We start from the raw sequence: 15,522 nt of genomic DNA on the forward strand, positions 1-15,522 counted from the left end.
GACCCGTTAAACCAAGGACGAAAACTCTTGCTCGTCAGCAACAGCAGCAGACCGCAGGTCGGCCAGAAACTTTGAGTCGGCAGAGTGAACCCGGTTCCATGTCGGGATAAACGGCGTTTCGTGCGGGTTCTCCAAAAAGGTGTGACCCGCGCGCATGATATTTTCCGCGAACAACTCGATAGCCTGCTCTTCCTTGTGCCGGTCGATGGTCAGCCCGTTCATCTTTGCATCGGTGTAATAGGCCTCAAGCAGGTCCAGCGCGCAGCGGTAATAGGTGGCCTTGAGCGTGCGGAACACGTTGGGTGTAAACACGGTGCCATCTGCGGCCAGCTTGCGAAAGATCGCCTTGCAGATGTCCGTGGACATCCGACTTAGTCCGGTGTTGGCGTCCTCGGGGCTGAGGTCTTGATGCTTGTGGTCGTAGTTGTCGGCAATCTCGACCTGACAGACGGCTTTGGGTGCCAGATTGCGCCATGCCTCGGACAGCACGCCGATCTCTAGCCCCCAGTCTGAGGGAATACGCAGATCGGGCAGAATACTGGTACGCATGGCAAATTCGCCCGATAGCGGATAGCGGAAGCTGCGCAGGTAGTCGATGTAATCGCGGTCTCCGATCACCCGTTTCAGCGCAATCAGAAGCGGGCTGACCAACAGCCGTGTCACGCGCCCGTTCAGCTTTTCCTGACCCACGCGCGAATAGAACCCTTTTGCCACCTGATACGGAAAGGTCGGATTGGCAACCGGATAAACCAGCCGCGCCAGCAATTCGTTGGTGTAGGTAACGATATCGCAATCGTGGATCGCCATAACCGAACTGTCTTCGCACGCGATCAGATAACCCAGTGACGACCAGACGTTCTTGCCCTTGCCCTGTTCCATCGGCGCAAGGCCCAACGCTTCAAGCCGCGCGCCAAGGTCTTTCATTCTCGGGCTGTCGTTCCAGATCACGATGTGGTTCTGGTTCAGCCCTTTGAAAAACTGCTGGGCGTGGCGGAACTGTGCCTCATCAGCGCGGTCCAGACCGATGATGATGCGGTGCAGATAGGTGACCTTGGACAACTCTTCGAGAATCCGTGGCATCGCTTCGGTTTCCAGTTCGGAATACAGACACGGCAGGATCAGTGCAATTTTCCGGGATTGCGCGAAGGTCTCAAGCTCGTAGGTCATCTCCTCCGAAGAACGCGTCCGCAGATTATGCAGCGTCGCCACGTTCCCGTTTTGGTGAAAATCAGTCATGCGTGGCGTCCTTGTTCAGATGTTCAACTGTTCAACGAGATCAAGCACCGCGTTGTTCCAGCCCTCGGGACCGGACAAAGTGGTGCGCAGGATGCGGCCCTTTGCTTCGGTCTTTAACGGGGGCAGGGGCGCACGGTGCGGGTTGGCGATGATCACGCCGTAATCAGCAGCTTGCAGCATTTCGACGTCGTTCGGCGCGTCACCCAAGGCCACTGTAAACTGCGGGCGGCAGGTTGCGATGATCTCGGCCATGCGGTCGGCTTTGGTCTGGCCAAAGGACAGCGTCAGAAAACGGCCACCTTCGCGCGCAGTAATGCCATGCTGACTTAGAGCGTTCAGAAAGGCCGCGCGCTTGCTGTCAGAGCCGTGCCAAAGGCCGGGTTCGGAAAAGCTGCGCATTTTGGCGTTTTGGGCATCGGCTATGGTCAGGCCGGTGATTTTGGCAACCTGTTCAACGGTCAAATCACCAAAACCCTCAAACGGCGCGCGCTGGACTTTGGGCAACTGCGCCAAGGCATCGCGCAGCCGCAGGTAATCGTTGTCTGGCGGGGTTTCGCTGGCGTGGGCTTTCAGCAAGCCTGCACCGTTTTCAACGATGGCAGGCCAGTCGTCCAAGCCCATTTGCGCGCGCAATGCGATGATTTCGGGCGCTGTTTTGCTGCTGGCCAGCACCACACCTGCGCCAAGGCTGCGCAGACGCGATAACGCAGGGCGGGCAGCATCCCACTGGTACGTATCATGCGATATCAACGTGCCGTCGAGATCGCTAAAGAGGAGAAGTGGAAGCGGTTGCGGCATTTGTGGCCAGTGTGCTGGTTGCAGATCAGGCCTGCAAGGTGTCAGAGCGCCAATGCCCGTTTTTTGGGCAGTCAGGTGAACTTGCGGAACAGCTTGGTCTGGTCGAACATCGCTTCCAGTTCTTCCATGCGACCCTTGGTGCTGTCCCAGCGCAAGTTTTGCACGGCTGAAATCATTGTTTCGGTCAGCAGCAGCGTGGTCGCGGCAGAATCCCATGCCGAGGGCACCACGATGCGGCTGCTAAAGCTGATGTTAGCCAGTTGATGCACCGGTGATCGCCATTGATCGGTGAACAGGATGATTTTGGCGCCCTGCGCATGGGCCATCTCGGCCAGCTTTAGCGTGTTGTTTTCGTACCGCCGCACGTCGAAAATCACGAAGACATCACCAGCTTGAACGTCCAGCAGGTAATGCGGCCAAGCGTTCGATGTAGATTGCACATGGGTGATGTTGGGGCGGATCACCTGCATGTGCAGGAACAGGTATTCTGCCAGCGTGTGCGTTACCCGCCCGCCCACGATATAAAGGTGATGCGCCGGGTCACCGACCAAACCACAGGCCGCGTCAAAGGCGTGCGGGTCGATCTGGCCCAGCGTATGGCGAATGTTGTCAATCACCGCATCCGTAAAGGTGTTCAGAATATGCCCCGACGGCGCACTGTCGGCCCAAGTGTCGTGTTTGGCGATCGGCCCTTTGACCTTGGCCCGCAATTCCTCGCGCAGTTCAGCCTGAAATTCGGCATAGCCCTTGAACCCCAGCTTTTGCACCATGCGCGCGACGGTGGGGCCGGACACATTGGCGTCAAGCGCCAGTTCGGTTAGCGGCCCCAGCCCCGAAATCGGATAGTTTTCCAGTATCGAATGGGCCAACTGACGCTCGGCGCGGGTCAGATCGTCCAGTTTTTGCTGGATTCGGTCGGAAATCGTAAGCGTATCTGATGACACGGGCGCCTCCTGTTTGATCGAAAAGTTTTCACACCCAATATGGCTGATGAATATTTTTCACAATTCTGTTGACAGATGACCGCAGTGGCAAGCACTTTGTGGCGGCAGGGGGGTGTTATGCCAGACGCAAACGGAACACAGATGACGGTTGTACAGACCATCAATGCCACAGGGGCGTCGCCCGTTGTGCTGGTCTGTGAACATGCGTCTTGCTTCATTCCTGACGCACTGAACGGGCTGGGTCTGTCGGATGCAGCCAAGGTCAGCCATGCCGCTTGGGATCCTGGTGCGCTGGGGGTGGCCACCCAAATGGCCAAGCGGCTGGATGCCGTGCTGGTGGCCAGTTGCGTGTCGCGGCTGGTCTATGATTGCAACCGTCCGCCCGACGCGCCGGGGGCGATGCCTGCCAAAAGCGAAGTATTCGACGTGCCGGGTAATGCGAACCTGAGCCGCGATGACCGCGCCACCCGTGCGGCGACGTATTACACCCCGTTCCGCACTCTTCTGGCGCAGGCGGTCGCGGCCAAGCCGGCGCCGGTGCTGGTCACGATCCACAGCTTTACACCTGTCTACAACGGCGCACCCCGCGCGGTCGAAATCGGCGTTTTGCATGACTTCGATGCGCGTCTGGCCGACGCGATGCTGGACACCGCCAAGGCCCACACGGACGCCGAGGTGCAACGCAATGCACCCTACGGCCCCGTCGATGGGGTCACACATACCTTGCAGGTTCATGGCACAGCGCACGGCCATCCCAATGTGATGATCGAAGTGCGCAACGACTTGATCCGGACCGAAGAACAGCAGATGCAGATGGGTGACATGCTGGCCGGATGGCTGGGCGTCGCCTGCGCGAAAGTTGCTGCGGAGGGTGTCGCATGCAGAGCTTAGTGCGCAGGTTTATCCACGGGGTTGATGCGGTCAATCACCGGATGGGCCGTGTCGTGATGTACGGAATTTTTGTGCTAATGGCGATCTTGCTGTGGTCGTCGATCAGCAAGACGTTCTTTCTGCCGTCGCTGTGGACACTGGAAATGGCCCAGTTCGTCATGGTCGGGTACTACATTCTGGGCGGACCCTATTCGATGCAGATGGGCGATCATGTGCGCATGGACCTGCTCTATGGTGGTTGGTCGGATCGCAAAAAGGCGTGGGTCGATTTGTTCACCGTGCTGTTGCTGGTCTTTTACCTTGGCGTGATGCTGTACGGCGCGATCAGCTCTACCGCCTATTCGCTGGGCTACTGGAAAACCGAGCCGCTGTCCTATCTTTTGGGCGTGGTCACCGGATCGGAAGAGATCGGGCGGCTTGAGCAGTCATCGTCCGCATGGCGTCCTTATATGTGGCCCGTCAAAGTAGTGATGGTCGTGGGTCTTTTCCTGATGCTTTTGCAATGCTTGTCCGAGTTCTGCAAAGATGTGCTGCGGCTGAGGGGCCATAAGATCTGATGTCATATGAATTGATCGCCACCCTGATGTTCTCGACGATGATGCTGATGTTGATGACCGGCCAGCGTGTGTTTGGTGCCATCGGTTTCGTCGCCGTCGTCGCGGCCCTGCTGCTGTGGGGCGACAAGGGCGGTTTTGACATCGGTTTTTCCGCCGCGATGAAGCTGATGAAATGGTATCCGCTGCTGACGCTGCCGATGTTCATCTTCATGGGGTACGTGCTGTCTGAGTCCAAGATAGCTGATGATCTGTACAAGATGTTCCACGTCTGGATGGGCGGGTTGCGTGGTGGCTTGGCAATCGGAACAATCGGTCTGATGGTGCTGATCTCTGCGATGAACGGGCTGAGCGTGGCGGGCATGGCCATCGGTGCCACCATTGCGCTGCCCGAATTGTTAAAGCGGGGATACGACAAACGCATGGTCACGGGGGTGGTGCAGGCGGGGTCGTCGCTTGGCATTCTGGTGCCGCCATCTGTGGTGTTGGTTCTGTATGCGATGATCGCGCGGCAGCCTGTGGGTCAGTTGTGGCTGGCGGGCGTGGTGCCGGGGCTGATGATGGCGGCGATGTTCATCGCCTATATTGCCATCCGCTGCCGATTGAACCCCGCACTTGGCCCCGTGCTCAGCGCCGAGGAGCGCGACATGCCGCGCCACGAAAAGCTGCGGTTGCTGCGTGCGGGCCTGCTGCCGCTGGTGATCTTTGCGGTGATGATGTTTCCCTTTGTCAAAGGCTGGACCAGCTTGGTCGAAAGCTCGGCCATCGGCGCGCTTGCTGCTTTCGTGGCGGCGGTGCTCAAGGGTCGGATGACCCGCGAAGTCTTTGAAAATTCGGTGCGCAAGACGCTGGGCATCACCTGCATGTTCATGTGGATCATTCTTGCCGCACTTGCCTTTGGCGCGGTGTTCGACGGCTTGGGCGCGGTCAAGGCGATCGAGGATCTGTTCACCGAGCGGCTGAACCTCAGCCCGTGGATGATCCTGATCCTGATGCAGCTGAGCTTTATCATCATGGGCACGTTTCTGGACGACACCGCGATGCTGGTCATCGTCGCCCCGCTTTATGTGCCGCTGGTGGGCGCGCTGGGCTTTGATCTGATCTGGTATGGTATCCTTTATACGATCACCACGCAGATCGCCTATATGACGCCGCCCTTTGGCTATAACCTGTTTTTGATGCGCGCCATGGCCCCGCCAGAGATTACGCTGCGCGATATATACAGCTCTATCACGCCCTTCGTGGCTGTCATGGTTCTGGCGCTGGCCCTTGTCATGGTCTTCCCCGAACTGGCCACCTGGCTACCCAATTACGTCTACGAAAAATAACCAAGAACCGGCTAACCGGCTTAACCCCACAAGGAGAGAAAACATGACGACACGACGCAAGTTTATTCAGGGCGCAGCCGTTGCTGGCCCCGCTGCTTTGGCGACACCCGCGCTGGCGCAAAACACGATCACATGGCGGATGCAGACCTATGCAGGCCCGGCGCTGGCCGCCGAAGTGATCGACCCCGCGATCAAGATGTTCAACCAGATCGCGGGTGACCGCATGCAGATCGAACTGTTCTACGCCGACCAGTTGGTCCCTACGGGCGAACTGTTTCAGGCGATGCAGCGCGGCACCATCGACGCGGTGCAGTCGGATGACGACAGCATGGCTTCGCCCACCGAAGTCACCGTGTTCGGCGGCTACTTCCCCTTCGGTTCGCGCTATTCGTTGGATGTGCCGGTGCTGTTCAACCAGTACGGTTTGAACGAGATCTGGGATGAGGAATATTCCAAGGTCGGCGTCAAACATATCAGCGCCGGCGCGTGGGACCCTTGCCACTTCGCCACCAAGGACCCGATCAACAGCCTTGCCGATCTGGAAGGCAAACGCATCTTCACCTTCCCCACGGCGGGCCGTTTCCTGACACGCTTTGGCGTGGTGCCGGTGAATCTGCCGTGGGAAGACATCGAAGTGGCCGTGCAAACCGGCGAGTTGGACGGCATCGCATGGTCCGGCATCACCGAAGACTATACCGTCGGCTGGGCAGATGTGACCAACTACTTCCTGACCAACAACATTTCGGGCGCGTGGGCCGGATCGTTCTTTGCCAACATGGACCGTTGGAACGAACTGCCCGAGGACCTCAAAACGCTGTTCCGCGTGTGCTGTGACCAGTCGCACTACTACCGCCAATGGTGGTACTGGGGCGGCGAAGCCAACCTGCGCGTCAACGGCGACAAGCTGCAACTGACCACCATCCCCGACGAAGAATGGGACACTGTCGAGGCGGCGGCACAGGAGTTCTGGGAAGAGATCGCGGCGGAATCGGACGTTAAACGCCGTGTCGTCGACATCTTCAAGAAGTACAACGCCGACATGGTCAAAGCGGGCCGCCCCTACCGCTACGGCTGATCCATACGAAAACCAGATGTATGCGGGCGGCCCATCCGGGTCGCCCGTGTCACACCCTTAAACCACAGGATACCGACATGCCCGGCAACCTCAGCTTTGATGACCTGAAATCCCGCGTCACAGACGGCAGCATCGACACCGTGCTGACCTGCTTTGTCGACATGCAGGGCCGTTTGATGGGCAAGCGCTTTCATGCGGTCAACTTCGTGGAAACGTCGTTCAAAGAGACCCACTGCTGCAACTATCTGCTGGCCACCGATCTGGAAATGGCCACGCCCGATGGCTATGCCTCGACCAGTTGGGAAAAAGGCTATGGCGATTATGTCATGGCCCCGGATCTGTCGACACTGCGCACCGTGCCATGGTTGGAGGGCACTGCATTGGTGCTTTGCGACATGCTTGACCACCACACCCACGCCCCGGTGCCGCACGATCCACGCGCGATCCTGAAAAAGCAGGTGGCGCGGCTGCGCGACCTTGGCTTTGACGCGATGATGGCGACCGAGCTGGAATTCTTCCTGTTCGAGAAAAGCCTGGATGAAATTCGTGCCAGCGGCTTTCGCGATCTGACGCCGATCAGCGGCTATAATGAAGATTACCACATCTTCCAGACCACCAAGGAAGAGGGCGTGATGCGCCCGATCCGCAACCATCTGTTTGCCGCAGGTCTGCCCATCGAGAACTCCAAAGGCGAGGCCGAGGCAGGTCAGGAAGAGCTGAACATCCGCTATGCGCCCGCGCTGGATTGCGCCGATCATCACAGCATTGCCAAACACGCGATCAAGGAAATCGCATGGCAACACGGGCGTGCCGCGTCGTTCCTGCCCAAGTGGCACAGGGACCGCGTCGGCAGTTCCAGCCATGTGCACCAATCGCTGTGGCAGGGCGACACCCCGGCGTTCTTTGACAAGGACGCCGACCTGGGCATGTCCGCGCTGATGAAAAATTATATGGCGGGTCTGATCGCCTATGCACCCGATTACACGTTTTTCCTTGCGCCCTATGTGAACAGCTACAAACGCTTTGCCAAAGGCACCTTTGCTCCCACCAAAACCGTTTGGTCCATCGACAACCGCACCGCAGGGTTCCGTCTGTGCGGGGCCGGGACAAAGGGCGTGCGGGTCGAATGCCGTATCGGCGGGTCCGATCTGAACCCCTATCTGGCGCAGGCTGCAATGCTGGCGGCGGGCATCAAGGGGATCGAGGACAAGATGGAACTGTCACCGCCCACGCGCGGCGACGTTTACGAAGACGCCAAGGCCGCCGATATCCCGCAGACCTTGCGGGCGGCGACCGGAACGTTGCGGAACTCCGCTTTCCTTCGGGATGCGTTTGGCGAGGATGTGATTGACCATTACACCCGATGCGCCGAATGGGAGCAGGAAGAGTTTGATCGCGTGGTGACCGATTGGGAAATCGCGCGCGGATTTGAAAGGGCCTGACCATGATTACCTGTATTTCGCCGATCGACGGATCGATCTATGCCGAGCGCCCGGCGCTGGGCGCTTCCGACGCAGCTGCGGCTGTTAAACGCGCCCGTGCCGCGCAATCCGACTGGGCCGCGCGCCCGCTGTCCGAGCGTATTGCGTTGGTGCAGGACGGCGTTGCACGTATCGGTGCGATGAACGACCAGATCGTGCCGGAACTGGCGCACCAGATGGGTCGCCCGATCCGCTATGGCGGAGAATTCGGCGGTTTCAACGAACGCGCCACCTATATGGCCGATATCGCGCAGGACGCGCTGTCCGATATCGTCATCGAGGATAGCGACTCGTTCCGCCGTGTGATCAAACGCGTGCCGCATGGCGTCGTGCTGGTCGTGGCCCCGTGGAATTACCCTTATATGACGGCCATCAACACAGTCGCCCCCGCGCTGATCGCGGGCAATGCGGTGATGCTGAAACACGCCAGCCAGACACCACTGGTCGGTGAACGTCTGGCCGAGGCATTCCACGCCGCAGGCATCCCCGAAGACGTATTCCAGAACGTGTTTCTGGACCATCAGACCACATCCGACCTGATCGCCGCGAAATCGTTCGGCTTTGTGAACTTCACCGGCTCGGTCGGTGGGGGACGCGCGATCGAAACCGCTGCTGCGGGCACCTTCACCGGTGTCGGGCTGGAACTGGGCGGCAAAGACCCCGGCTATGTTTGCGACGATGCGGATGTGCAGGCGGCTGCCGACACGCTGATCGACGGCGCGATGTTCAACTCGGGCCAGTGCTGCTGCGGAATCGAACGGATTTACGTGGCCGAGGCCCTGTTCGATGATTTCGTCGCCAAGGCGGTCGAGATCGTCAAAGGCTACCGTCTGGGCAATCCGCTCGACCCCGAAACGACCATAGGCCCGATGGCGCACGCCCGCTTTGCCGAAACCGTACGCGACCAGACCGCCGAGGCGATTGCCGCGGGTGCCACGGCCCACATCGACCCCGCCGACTTTCCGCAGGACAATGGTGCCTACCTGATGCCGCAGATCCTTACGAACGTGACCCACGACATGCGCGTGATGCGCGAGGAAAGCTTTGGCCCCGTCGTCGGCATCATGGCCGTCAAGGATGACGCCGAAGCGATCCGCCTGATGAACGACAGCGATTACGGGCTGACCGCCGCCGTCTGGACCAAGGACGTCGCCCGCGCCGAGGCCATTGCCGACCAGATCGAAACCGGCACCGTGTTCATGAACCGCGCCGATTACCTTGATCCTGCCCTGTGCTGGACGGGCTGCAAGGATACCGGTCGCGGTGGCGGTTTGTCGGTCATTGGCTATCACAACCTGACCCGCCCCAAATCCTACCACCTGAAGAAAGCCTGATCCAATGACGCTGACTGCAAACTGGTCCTATCCCACCGCAATCCGCTTCGGCGCGGGGCGCATTTCCGAGATTGCCGAGGCGTGCATCGCCGCAGGCATCACTAAGCCGCTGTTGATCACCGACCGTGGGCTGGCAAACATGGACATCACCCAGCGCACGCTGGACCTGATCGACGCCGCCGGTCTGGGCCGCGCGTTGTTTTCCGACGTGGACCCGAACCCGAACGAATTGAACGCGCAGGCCGGTGTTGCGGTCTACCGTGAGGGGGGCCATGATGGCGTGATCGCCTTTGGCGGCGGCTCGGGTCTGGATCTGGGCAAGGTTGTGGCGTTTCTGGCGGGGCAAAGTCGCCCGATCTGGGACTTTGAAGACATTGGCGACTGGTGGACCCGCGCCGACGCCGACGCCATCGCACCCATCATCGCAGTACCAACCACGGCAGGCACCGGTTCGGAAGTGGGCCGCGCGTCGGTCATCACCAATTCCGAAACCGCCGAGAAAAAGATCATTTTCCACCCCAAAATCCTGCCCCGCGTCGTGATCTGTGACCCCGAGCTGACCGTGGGGATGCCGCCATTCATCACCGCAGGCACCGGCCTCGATGCCTTTGCCCACTGTGTCGAGGCGTTTTGCTCGCCGCACTATCATCCGATGAGCCAAGGCATGGCGCTGGAAGGGATGCGTCTGGTCAAGGATTACCTGCCGCGCGCTTATAAGGATGGCACCGACATCGAAGCGCGCGCGCAGATGATGTCTGCGGCAGCAGTGGGAGCCACCGCGTTCCAAAAGGGTCTGGGCGCGATCCACGCCCTGTCGCACCCCATTGGTGCAATTTACCACACTCACCACGGCACCACGAACGCGGTCTGCATGCCTGCCGTGCTGCAATTCAACCGCCCCGAAATCGAAGGCAAAATAGCACAGGCCGCGCGGTATCTGGACATAGAGGGCGGCTTTGACGGGTTCTGCGCCTTTGTTAACGATCTGAATGCGTCGATGGGTATTCCCAAGACACTGGCGGGACTGGGCGTTGAAAAACCCGACGTAGACCGCATTGTTGCCGGCGCGTTGATCGACCCCAGTACCGGCGGCAATCCGGTGAAGATGACCGAGCAGAACACGCGCAAGCTGCTGCTCGAGATTATCGGCTGAACCCGTTTTAAGCAAAACGCCGCGTACCGTCCCATGGTCTGTGCGCGGATGATTGCGCGTGCGTGCCTTTGCGTTAGGGTGATGCCCAAACAAGCTTGGGCAGGGCATATAAATGATCATTACGCGACGCAATTTCACGCTTGGCCTCACCGCAGGGCTGGGCCTTGCAGGCTGTGGCACCTCAATGTCGGCCATTTCTTCGGTATCGTCAGGCGGGTTACCCGACGACCTGCGCCCCGTTCCCAACGCAGGCTGGAGCCAGTGGGTCGCATCTTTCCGTGACCGTGCAGGCGCGCAAGGCATTTCCGAGACCACTTTGAACGCAGGATTTCGCGGCGCGGGCTATTTGCCCGGTGTGGTCAGGCGTGACCGCAACCAGACCGAATTCACCCGCACGCTGGAAGATTATCTTGCCATCGCGGCCTCGGATGAACGCGTGACCAAGGGCCGTGCGGCCTTTGCGCGCCATAACGCCATGCTGAACGCGCTTGAGGCGAAGTACGGCGTTGATGCCACCATTATTTGCGCGATCTGGGGGCTGGAAAGCTATTTTGGAGAGCGTAAGGGCGATGTGCCGGTTGTGTCGGCCACGTCGACGCTGGCCTATGACGGGCGGCGGGGCGCGTTCTTTGAACAGCAACTGGTAGCGGCGTTGAAGATCATCCAGAGCGGTGATATTTCCGCTGACCGTATGGTGGGCAGCTGGGCGGGGGCGATGGGGCACACCCAGTTTATCCCCACGTCCTATCAATCCTTTGCCGTGGACTACACCGGCGACGGACGCCGCGACATCTGGTCGGCGGACCCTAGCGATGCCTTGGCGTCGACCGCTGTCTATTTGCAACGCAATGGCTGGACACGCGGCGTGCACTGGGGCGGCGAGGTAGGCAACGGCGCACCTGAAGGCCGCGTAATTACCCCGCAGCAGGGCGGCCCCAGCTTTTCCGTGACTTCGAACTTTAGCGCGATCAAACGGTACAACAATTCGGACAGCTATGCGATTGGCGTGGGCCATCTGGCAGACCGTATTGGCGGTGCGGGACCGCTGCGCGGATCATTCCCACCCGACGCCAACGGGCTGACTAAGGATGACCGCGTCACGCTGCAACGCAGGCTGACCGCAGCAGGCTTTGACACCGACGGAGCCGATGGCGTTCTGGGCCCCAAAAGTCAGGCGGCAATCAGCGCCTATCAGACCAGCCGCGGGTTGCCTGCCACAGGCGTGCCATCGCAAGAATTGCTGCGATCCCTCGGCTAGGGCTGACAAAACACGCTTGTCACGCGGTTTTCCCACCGTGCGACGTCCCCTGTGCCTTGACTTCCCACCCTATGGGCGGTGTATCTGCCCCGATCATCAGCCCAGAAAGCGGGAGCCTATTATGCACGCCTATCGCAGCCACACCTGCGCCGAACTGACCGCCGCCGATGTCGGCAAAACCGTCCGCCTGTCCGGTTGGGTCAATCGCGTGCGCGATCACGGGGGTATCCTGTTTATCGACTTGCGCGACCATTATGGCGTCACGCAGGTTCTGTGCGACCCTGATAGCGACGCTTTTGCAGATGTCGAAAAGCTGCGCAGCGAATGGTGCGTGCGCATTGACGGCGAGGTAAAGGCGCGTGCGCCCGAACTGGTGAACCCGAAGATCACCACAGGCGAAGTCGAAGTGTTTGTGCGTGAGGTCGAAGTGCTGGGCCCCGCCGCCGAGTTGCCCCTGATGGTGTTTGGCGATCAGGAATATCCTGAAGAAACACGCCTGAAATACCGCTATTTGGATCTGCGTCGCGAAAAGATGCAGGCCAATATGAAGCTGCGTTCGGATGTTGTTGCGTCCATGCGCAAACGGATGTGGGATGCCAAATTCCGCGAATACCAGACACCGATCATCACCGCATCCAGCCCTGAAGGCGCGCGCGACTTTCTGGTGCCGTCGCGTCTGCACCCAGGCAAGTTTTACGCACTGCCGCAAGCCCCTCAACAGTTCAAACAGCTGCTCATGGTTTCGGGTTTTGACAGATATTTCCAGATCGCGCCCTGTTTCCGCGACGAAGACCCGCGTGCGGACCGGTCGCCCACCGACTTTTACCAGCTTGACCTTGAAATGAGCTTTGTCACCCAGCAGGATGTGTTCGACACGATTCAGCCGGTGATCGGCGGCATTTTCGAGGAATTCGGCGGCGGTCGCAAAGTCGACCAGACATGGGAGCAGATCAGCTATCGCGATGCGGCTCTGTGGTACGGCAGCGACAAGCCTGACCTGCGTAACCCGATCAAGATGCAGGTCGTTTCCGAACATTTCGCAGGTTCGGGCTTTGCCATCTTCGCGAAACTGCTGGAGCAGGACGGCACCGAAGTGCGCGCCATCCCCGCGCCCACGGGCGGCAGCCGCAAGTTCTGCGACCGGATGAACGCATTCGCGCAAAAAGAAGGCTTGCCGGGCATGGGTTATATCTTTTGGCGTGAGAAAACGGCGGATGCCGTGGCCCAGGAGTTGGGCATTACCGTAAAAGAGGCCCAAGCCAAGCTGAAATCCGGCGAAGTCGAGGGCGGTATGGAAGCTGCCGGCCCGCTGGCCAAGAACATCGGCCCTGAACGCACCGAAGCCATCCGCCAGCAGTTGGGCCTTGGCATGGGCGATGCCGCGTTCTTCCTTGGTGGCAAACCCAAAGCCTTTGAAGCCATCGCAGGACGTGCGCGCACGATCATCGGTGACGAACTGGGCCTGACCGACACCGACCGTTTTGCCTTTGCCTGGATCGTCGATTTCCCGATCTATGAAAAGGACGAGACGACCGGTAAAATCGACTTTGAACACAACCCGTTCTCGATGCCCCAAGGCGGCATGGACGCGTTGCAGGGTGATCCGCTAGAGGTGTTGGGATACCAGTATGACCTTGCTTGCAATGGTTATGAACTGGTGTCCGGCGCCATCCGGAACCACCGACCCGAGATCATGTTCAAGGCCTTTGAAATCGCAGGCTACGACGAAAGCGAAGTGCGCAAGCGTTTCGGCGGCATGGTCAACGCTTTCCAATATGGTGCCCCGCCACACGGTGGCTGTGCCGCTGGTATTGACCGTATCGTGATGCTGCTGGCGAACGAACAGAACATTCGCGAAGTGATCCTGTTCCCGATGAACCAGCGCGCCGAAGATTTGATGATGAACGCGCCAAGCGAGCCCACCAGCGACCAGTTGATGGAGCTGGGTTTGCGGGTCATTCCGCAAGACTGATGAAACCTTGGGCGACCTGTCGCCTGAAATGAAAAAGTGATGGGGTGCGCCGATGTAAGTTGGCGCGCCCCTTGCTATATTGCCCCTATCATCGGCAAGGGAGTTTGTCCGTGTGCGCATTCAACCCTGAGCTTGCAGAGATACGATTTGGCTGCGGCCTGTCGCCGTCGATTCCTCCCACCGCATCGGTCGATGCAATGTTGGCCGGAATCATTGCCCCCGACACGATGGCCGATCGCTTTCCCATCGAACCGTTCAGCAAATTCCGTGACCGCATGGTTGCCAGCGATAAACTGCGCCGAACCCTGCGCGACAACCGTGGCAAACCCCAAGCCAAGGTCGCACAGAAAAGGCGCAACCTGTTGAAGAAGGAGGCCCGCATCGACATGACCCGCTGGCTGGGCATGTCGATGCTGCGCCGCACCTATACAGACACCGCGTTTTTCGAGCGGCTGGTGTATTTCTGGGGCGACCACTTTAGCGCCACGGGCAAGGCAGGCGTGATAAAGCGCGCGACATCGCCCTATATCGAAGACGGCATTCGTCCCTATGTTGGTGGCCGGTTTTCTGATCTGTTGATCAGCGCTGTGACCCATCCGGTGATGCTGCAATATCTGGATCAGGACCGGTCCATAGGACCGCAGAGTGAACGTGCACTAAAAAGCGGCAAAGCCGCTGGCCTGAATGAAAACCTCGCCCGCGAAGTGATGGAATTGCACACGCTGGGTGTCGATGGCCCTTATACCCAACAAGACGTGCGCGAGCTGGCCGAGTTATTTGCCGGCCTGTCGTTTCAGCCGAACCAAGGTCGCAAATTCCGCAAGGATTATGTCGAGCCGGGGGCTGAAACCGTGCTGGGTGTTACCTATGATGACGCCTATTCGATCAAGCCGGTGCATGCTGTGCTGGAAGACCTGGCTGTTCACCCCGCCACCGCGCGGCATCTGTCGTGGAAATTGGCGGTGCATTTTGTGTCGGACAGGCCCGATCCCGCGCTGATCGACCATCTGACCGCGCGCTATGTCGAAACTGGGGGTGATCTGATGCAGGTCTATGCCGCGCTGCTGGAGCACCCTGCCGCGTGGACACCAGAGGGGGCCAATATTAAACCGCCCGTGGAATTTGTAGGCTCCGCCATGCGTGCGCTGGCTGTGGAACCCATTGTGGTGACCGGAATGACGGAAAAGGGGGTGCGCAACGTGATCCTGACGCCGATGGCGGTTATGGGGCAGACGTGGCAGAAATTCTCGGGGCCGGACGGCTGGCCCGAAGAAGATTCGGCATGGTTAACACCCCAAGGACTGTCCGGTCGCGTGCGCTGGGCGATGGAGGGGCCGCAACTGTTGCGCCCCGATCTGCCGGACCCGCGTGCCTTTGTTGACACGGCGCTGGGAAGTTTTGCCCCCGAAGACGTGAAATTCGCGGCCAGTGCTGCCGAAAGTAAATCCGAAGCCATCGGTCTTGTGCTGATGTCCCCCGCGTTCCAGCGCCGTTAGGA

The 15,522-nt window shown here is 59.5% G+C and carries 13 protein-coding genes; 10 read left to right on the forward strand and 3 right to left on the reverse strand.

Features of this window, described 5'->3' with window-relative positions:
- Positions 1–6: 6 nt before the first annotated feature.
- The 3 genes from SULPSESMR1_RS00110 to SULPSESMR1_RS00120 form a co-directional block, all read right to left on the reverse strand.
- On the reverse strand, positions 7–1,236 hold the full coding sequence (locus tag SULPSESMR1_RS00110) for a glycosyl transferase (RefSeq protein ID WP_089418998.1): 1,230 nt from the start codon (positions 1,234–1,236) through the stop codon (positions 7–9).
- A gap of 15 nt (positions 1,237–1,251) precedes the next feature.
- On the reverse strand, positions 1,252–2,034 hold the full coding sequence (locus SULPSESMR1_RS00115) for an HAD-IIB family hydrolase (RefSeq protein WP_089418999.1): 783 nt from the start codon (positions 2,032–2,034) through the stop codon (positions 1,252–1,254).
- Between the two features lie 71 nt (positions 2,035–2,105).
- A complete protein-coding gene (locus SULPSESMR1_RS00120; protein ID WP_089419000.1) occupies positions 2,106–2,978 on the reverse strand; it encodes a MurR/RpiR family transcriptional regulator in 873 nt (290 codons plus the stop codon).
- A gap of 117 nt (positions 2,979–3,095) precedes the next feature.
- Between SULPSESMR1_RS00120 and SULPSESMR1_RS00125 the strand changes: the two genes are divergently transcribed.
- The 10 genes from SULPSESMR1_RS00125 (at position 3,096) to SULPSESMR1_RS00170 (ending at position 15,520) form a co-directional block, all read left to right on the forward strand.
- Positions 3,096–3,869 (forward strand): N-formylglutamate amidohydrolase, encoded by a 774-nt coding sequence (locus SULPSESMR1_RS00125; RefSeq protein WP_089422044.1) that lies wholly within the window; start codon positions 3,096–3,098, stop codon positions 3,867–3,869.
- Positions 3,857–4,426, forward strand: coding sequence for a TRAP transporter small permease subunit (locus tag SULPSESMR1_RS00130; protein WP_089419001.1), 570 nt, complete (start codon positions 3,857–3,859; stop codon positions 4,424–4,426). Before SULPSESMR1_RS00125 ends, SULPSESMR1_RS00130 begins: the two co-directional genes overlap by 13 nt.
- On the forward strand, positions 4,426–5,751 hold the full coding sequence (locus SULPSESMR1_RS00135) for a TRAP transporter large permease (RefSeq protein WP_089419002.1): 1,326 nt from the start codon (positions 4,426–4,428) through the stop codon (positions 5,749–5,751). Before SULPSESMR1_RS00130 ends, SULPSESMR1_RS00135 begins: the two co-directional genes overlap by 1 nt.
- A 43-nt stretch (positions 5,752–5,794) precedes the next feature.
- Positions 5,795–6,826: a TRAP transporter substrate-binding protein gene (locus SULPSESMR1_RS00140; protein WP_089419003.1), complete on the forward strand. Its 1,032-nt coding sequence runs from the start codon at positions 5,795–5,797 to the stop codon at positions 6,824–6,826.
- 77 nt (positions 6,827–6,903) lie between these two features.
- Positions 6,904–8,268: a glutamine synthetase family protein gene (locus SULPSESMR1_RS00145; RefSeq protein ID WP_089419004.1), complete on the forward strand. Its 1,365-nt coding sequence runs from the start codon at positions 6,904–6,906 to the stop codon at positions 8,266–8,268.
- Positions 8,269–8,270: 2 nt separating this feature from the next.
- A complete protein-coding gene (locus tag SULPSESMR1_RS00150; protein WP_089419005.1) occupies positions 8,271–9,641 on the forward strand; it encodes an aldehyde dehydrogenase family protein in 1,371 nt (456 codons plus the stop codon).
- A 4-nt stretch (positions 9,642–9,645) separates the two neighbouring features.
- Positions 9,646–10,794, forward strand: a complete 1,149-nt coding sequence (locus SULPSESMR1_RS00155) for an iron-containing alcohol dehydrogenase (RefSeq protein ID WP_089419006.1) — start codon at positions 9,646–9,648, stop codon at positions 10,792–10,794.
- A 112-nt stretch (positions 10,795–10,906) separates the two neighbouring features.
- Complete coding sequence (locus SULPSESMR1_RS00160) at positions 10,907–12,052, forward strand: lytic murein transglycosylase (RefSeq protein WP_089419007.1); 1,146 nt, start codon at positions 10,907–10,909, stop codon at positions 12,050–12,052.
- 121 nt (positions 12,053–12,173) lie between these two features.
- Positions 12,174–14,024: an aspartate--tRNA ligase gene (gene aspS / locus SULPSESMR1_RS00165; RefSeq protein WP_089419008.1), complete on the forward strand. Its 1,851-nt coding sequence runs from the start codon at positions 12,174–12,176 to the stop codon at positions 14,022–14,024.
- A 197-nt stretch (positions 14,025–14,221) separates the two neighbouring features.
- Positions 14,222–15,520, forward strand: a complete 1,299-nt coding sequence (locus SULPSESMR1_RS00170; protein ID WP_089422045.1) for a DUF1800 domain-containing protein — start codon at positions 14,222–14,224, stop codon at positions 15,518–15,520.
- Positions 15,521–15,522: the final 2 nt, after the last annotated feature.

The organism is Pseudosulfitobacter pseudonitzschiae (assembly GCF_002222635.1).
GTDB classification, from domain to species: domain Bacteria; phylum Pseudomonadota; class Alphaproteobacteria; order Rhodobacterales; family Rhodobacteraceae; genus Pseudosulfitobacter; species Pseudosulfitobacter pseudonitzschiae_A.

Coding starts and splice junctions, on each gene's coding strand:
- SULPSESMR1_RS00140 (WP_089419003.1), top strand. CDS start 5,795: ATGACGACACGACGCAAGTTTATTCAGGGCGCAGCCGTTGCTGGCCCC.
- SULPSESMR1_RS00155 (WP_089419006.1), top strand. CDS start 9,646: ATGACGCTGACTGCAAACTGGTCCTATCCCACCGCAATCCGCTTCGGC.
- SULPSESMR1_RS00170 (WP_089422045.1), top strand. CDS start 14,222: ATGTTGGCCGGAATCATTGCCCCCGACACGATGGCCGATCGCTTTCCC.
- SULPSESMR1_RS00150 (WP_089419005.1), top strand. CDS start 8,271: ATGATTACCTGTATTTCGCCGATCGACGGATCGATCTATGCCGAGCGC.
- SULPSESMR1_RS00145 (WP_089419004.1), top strand. CDS start 6,904: ATGCCCGGCAACCTCAGCTTTGATGACCTGAAATCCCGCGTCACAGAC.
- SULPSESMR1_RS00110 (WP_089418998.1), bottom strand. CDS start 1,236: ATGACTGATTTTCACCAAAACGGGAACGTGGCGACGCTGCATAATCTG.
- SULPSESMR1_RS00115 (WP_089418999.1), bottom strand. CDS start 2,034: ATGCCGCAACCGCTTCCACTTCTCCTCTTTAGCGATCTCGACGGCACG.
- SULPSESMR1_RS00135 (WP_089419002.1), top strand. CDS start 4,426: ATGTCATATGAATTGATCGCCACCCTGATGTTCTCGACGATGATGCTG.
- SULPSESMR1_RS00160 (WP_089419007.1), top strand. CDS start 10,907: ATGATCATTACGCGACGCAATTTCACGCTTGGCCTCACCGCAGGGCTG.
- aspS (WP_089419008.1), top strand. CDS start 12,174: ATGCACGCCTATCGCAGCCACACCTGCGCCGAACTGACCGCCGCCGAT.
- SULPSESMR1_RS00125 (WP_089422044.1), top strand. CDS start 3,096: ATGCCAGACGCAAACGGAACACAGATGACGGTTGTACAGACCATCAAT.
- SULPSESMR1_RS00130 (WP_089419001.1), top strand. CDS start 3,857: ATGCAGAGCTTAGTGCGCAGGTTTATCCACGGGGTTGATGCGGTCAAT.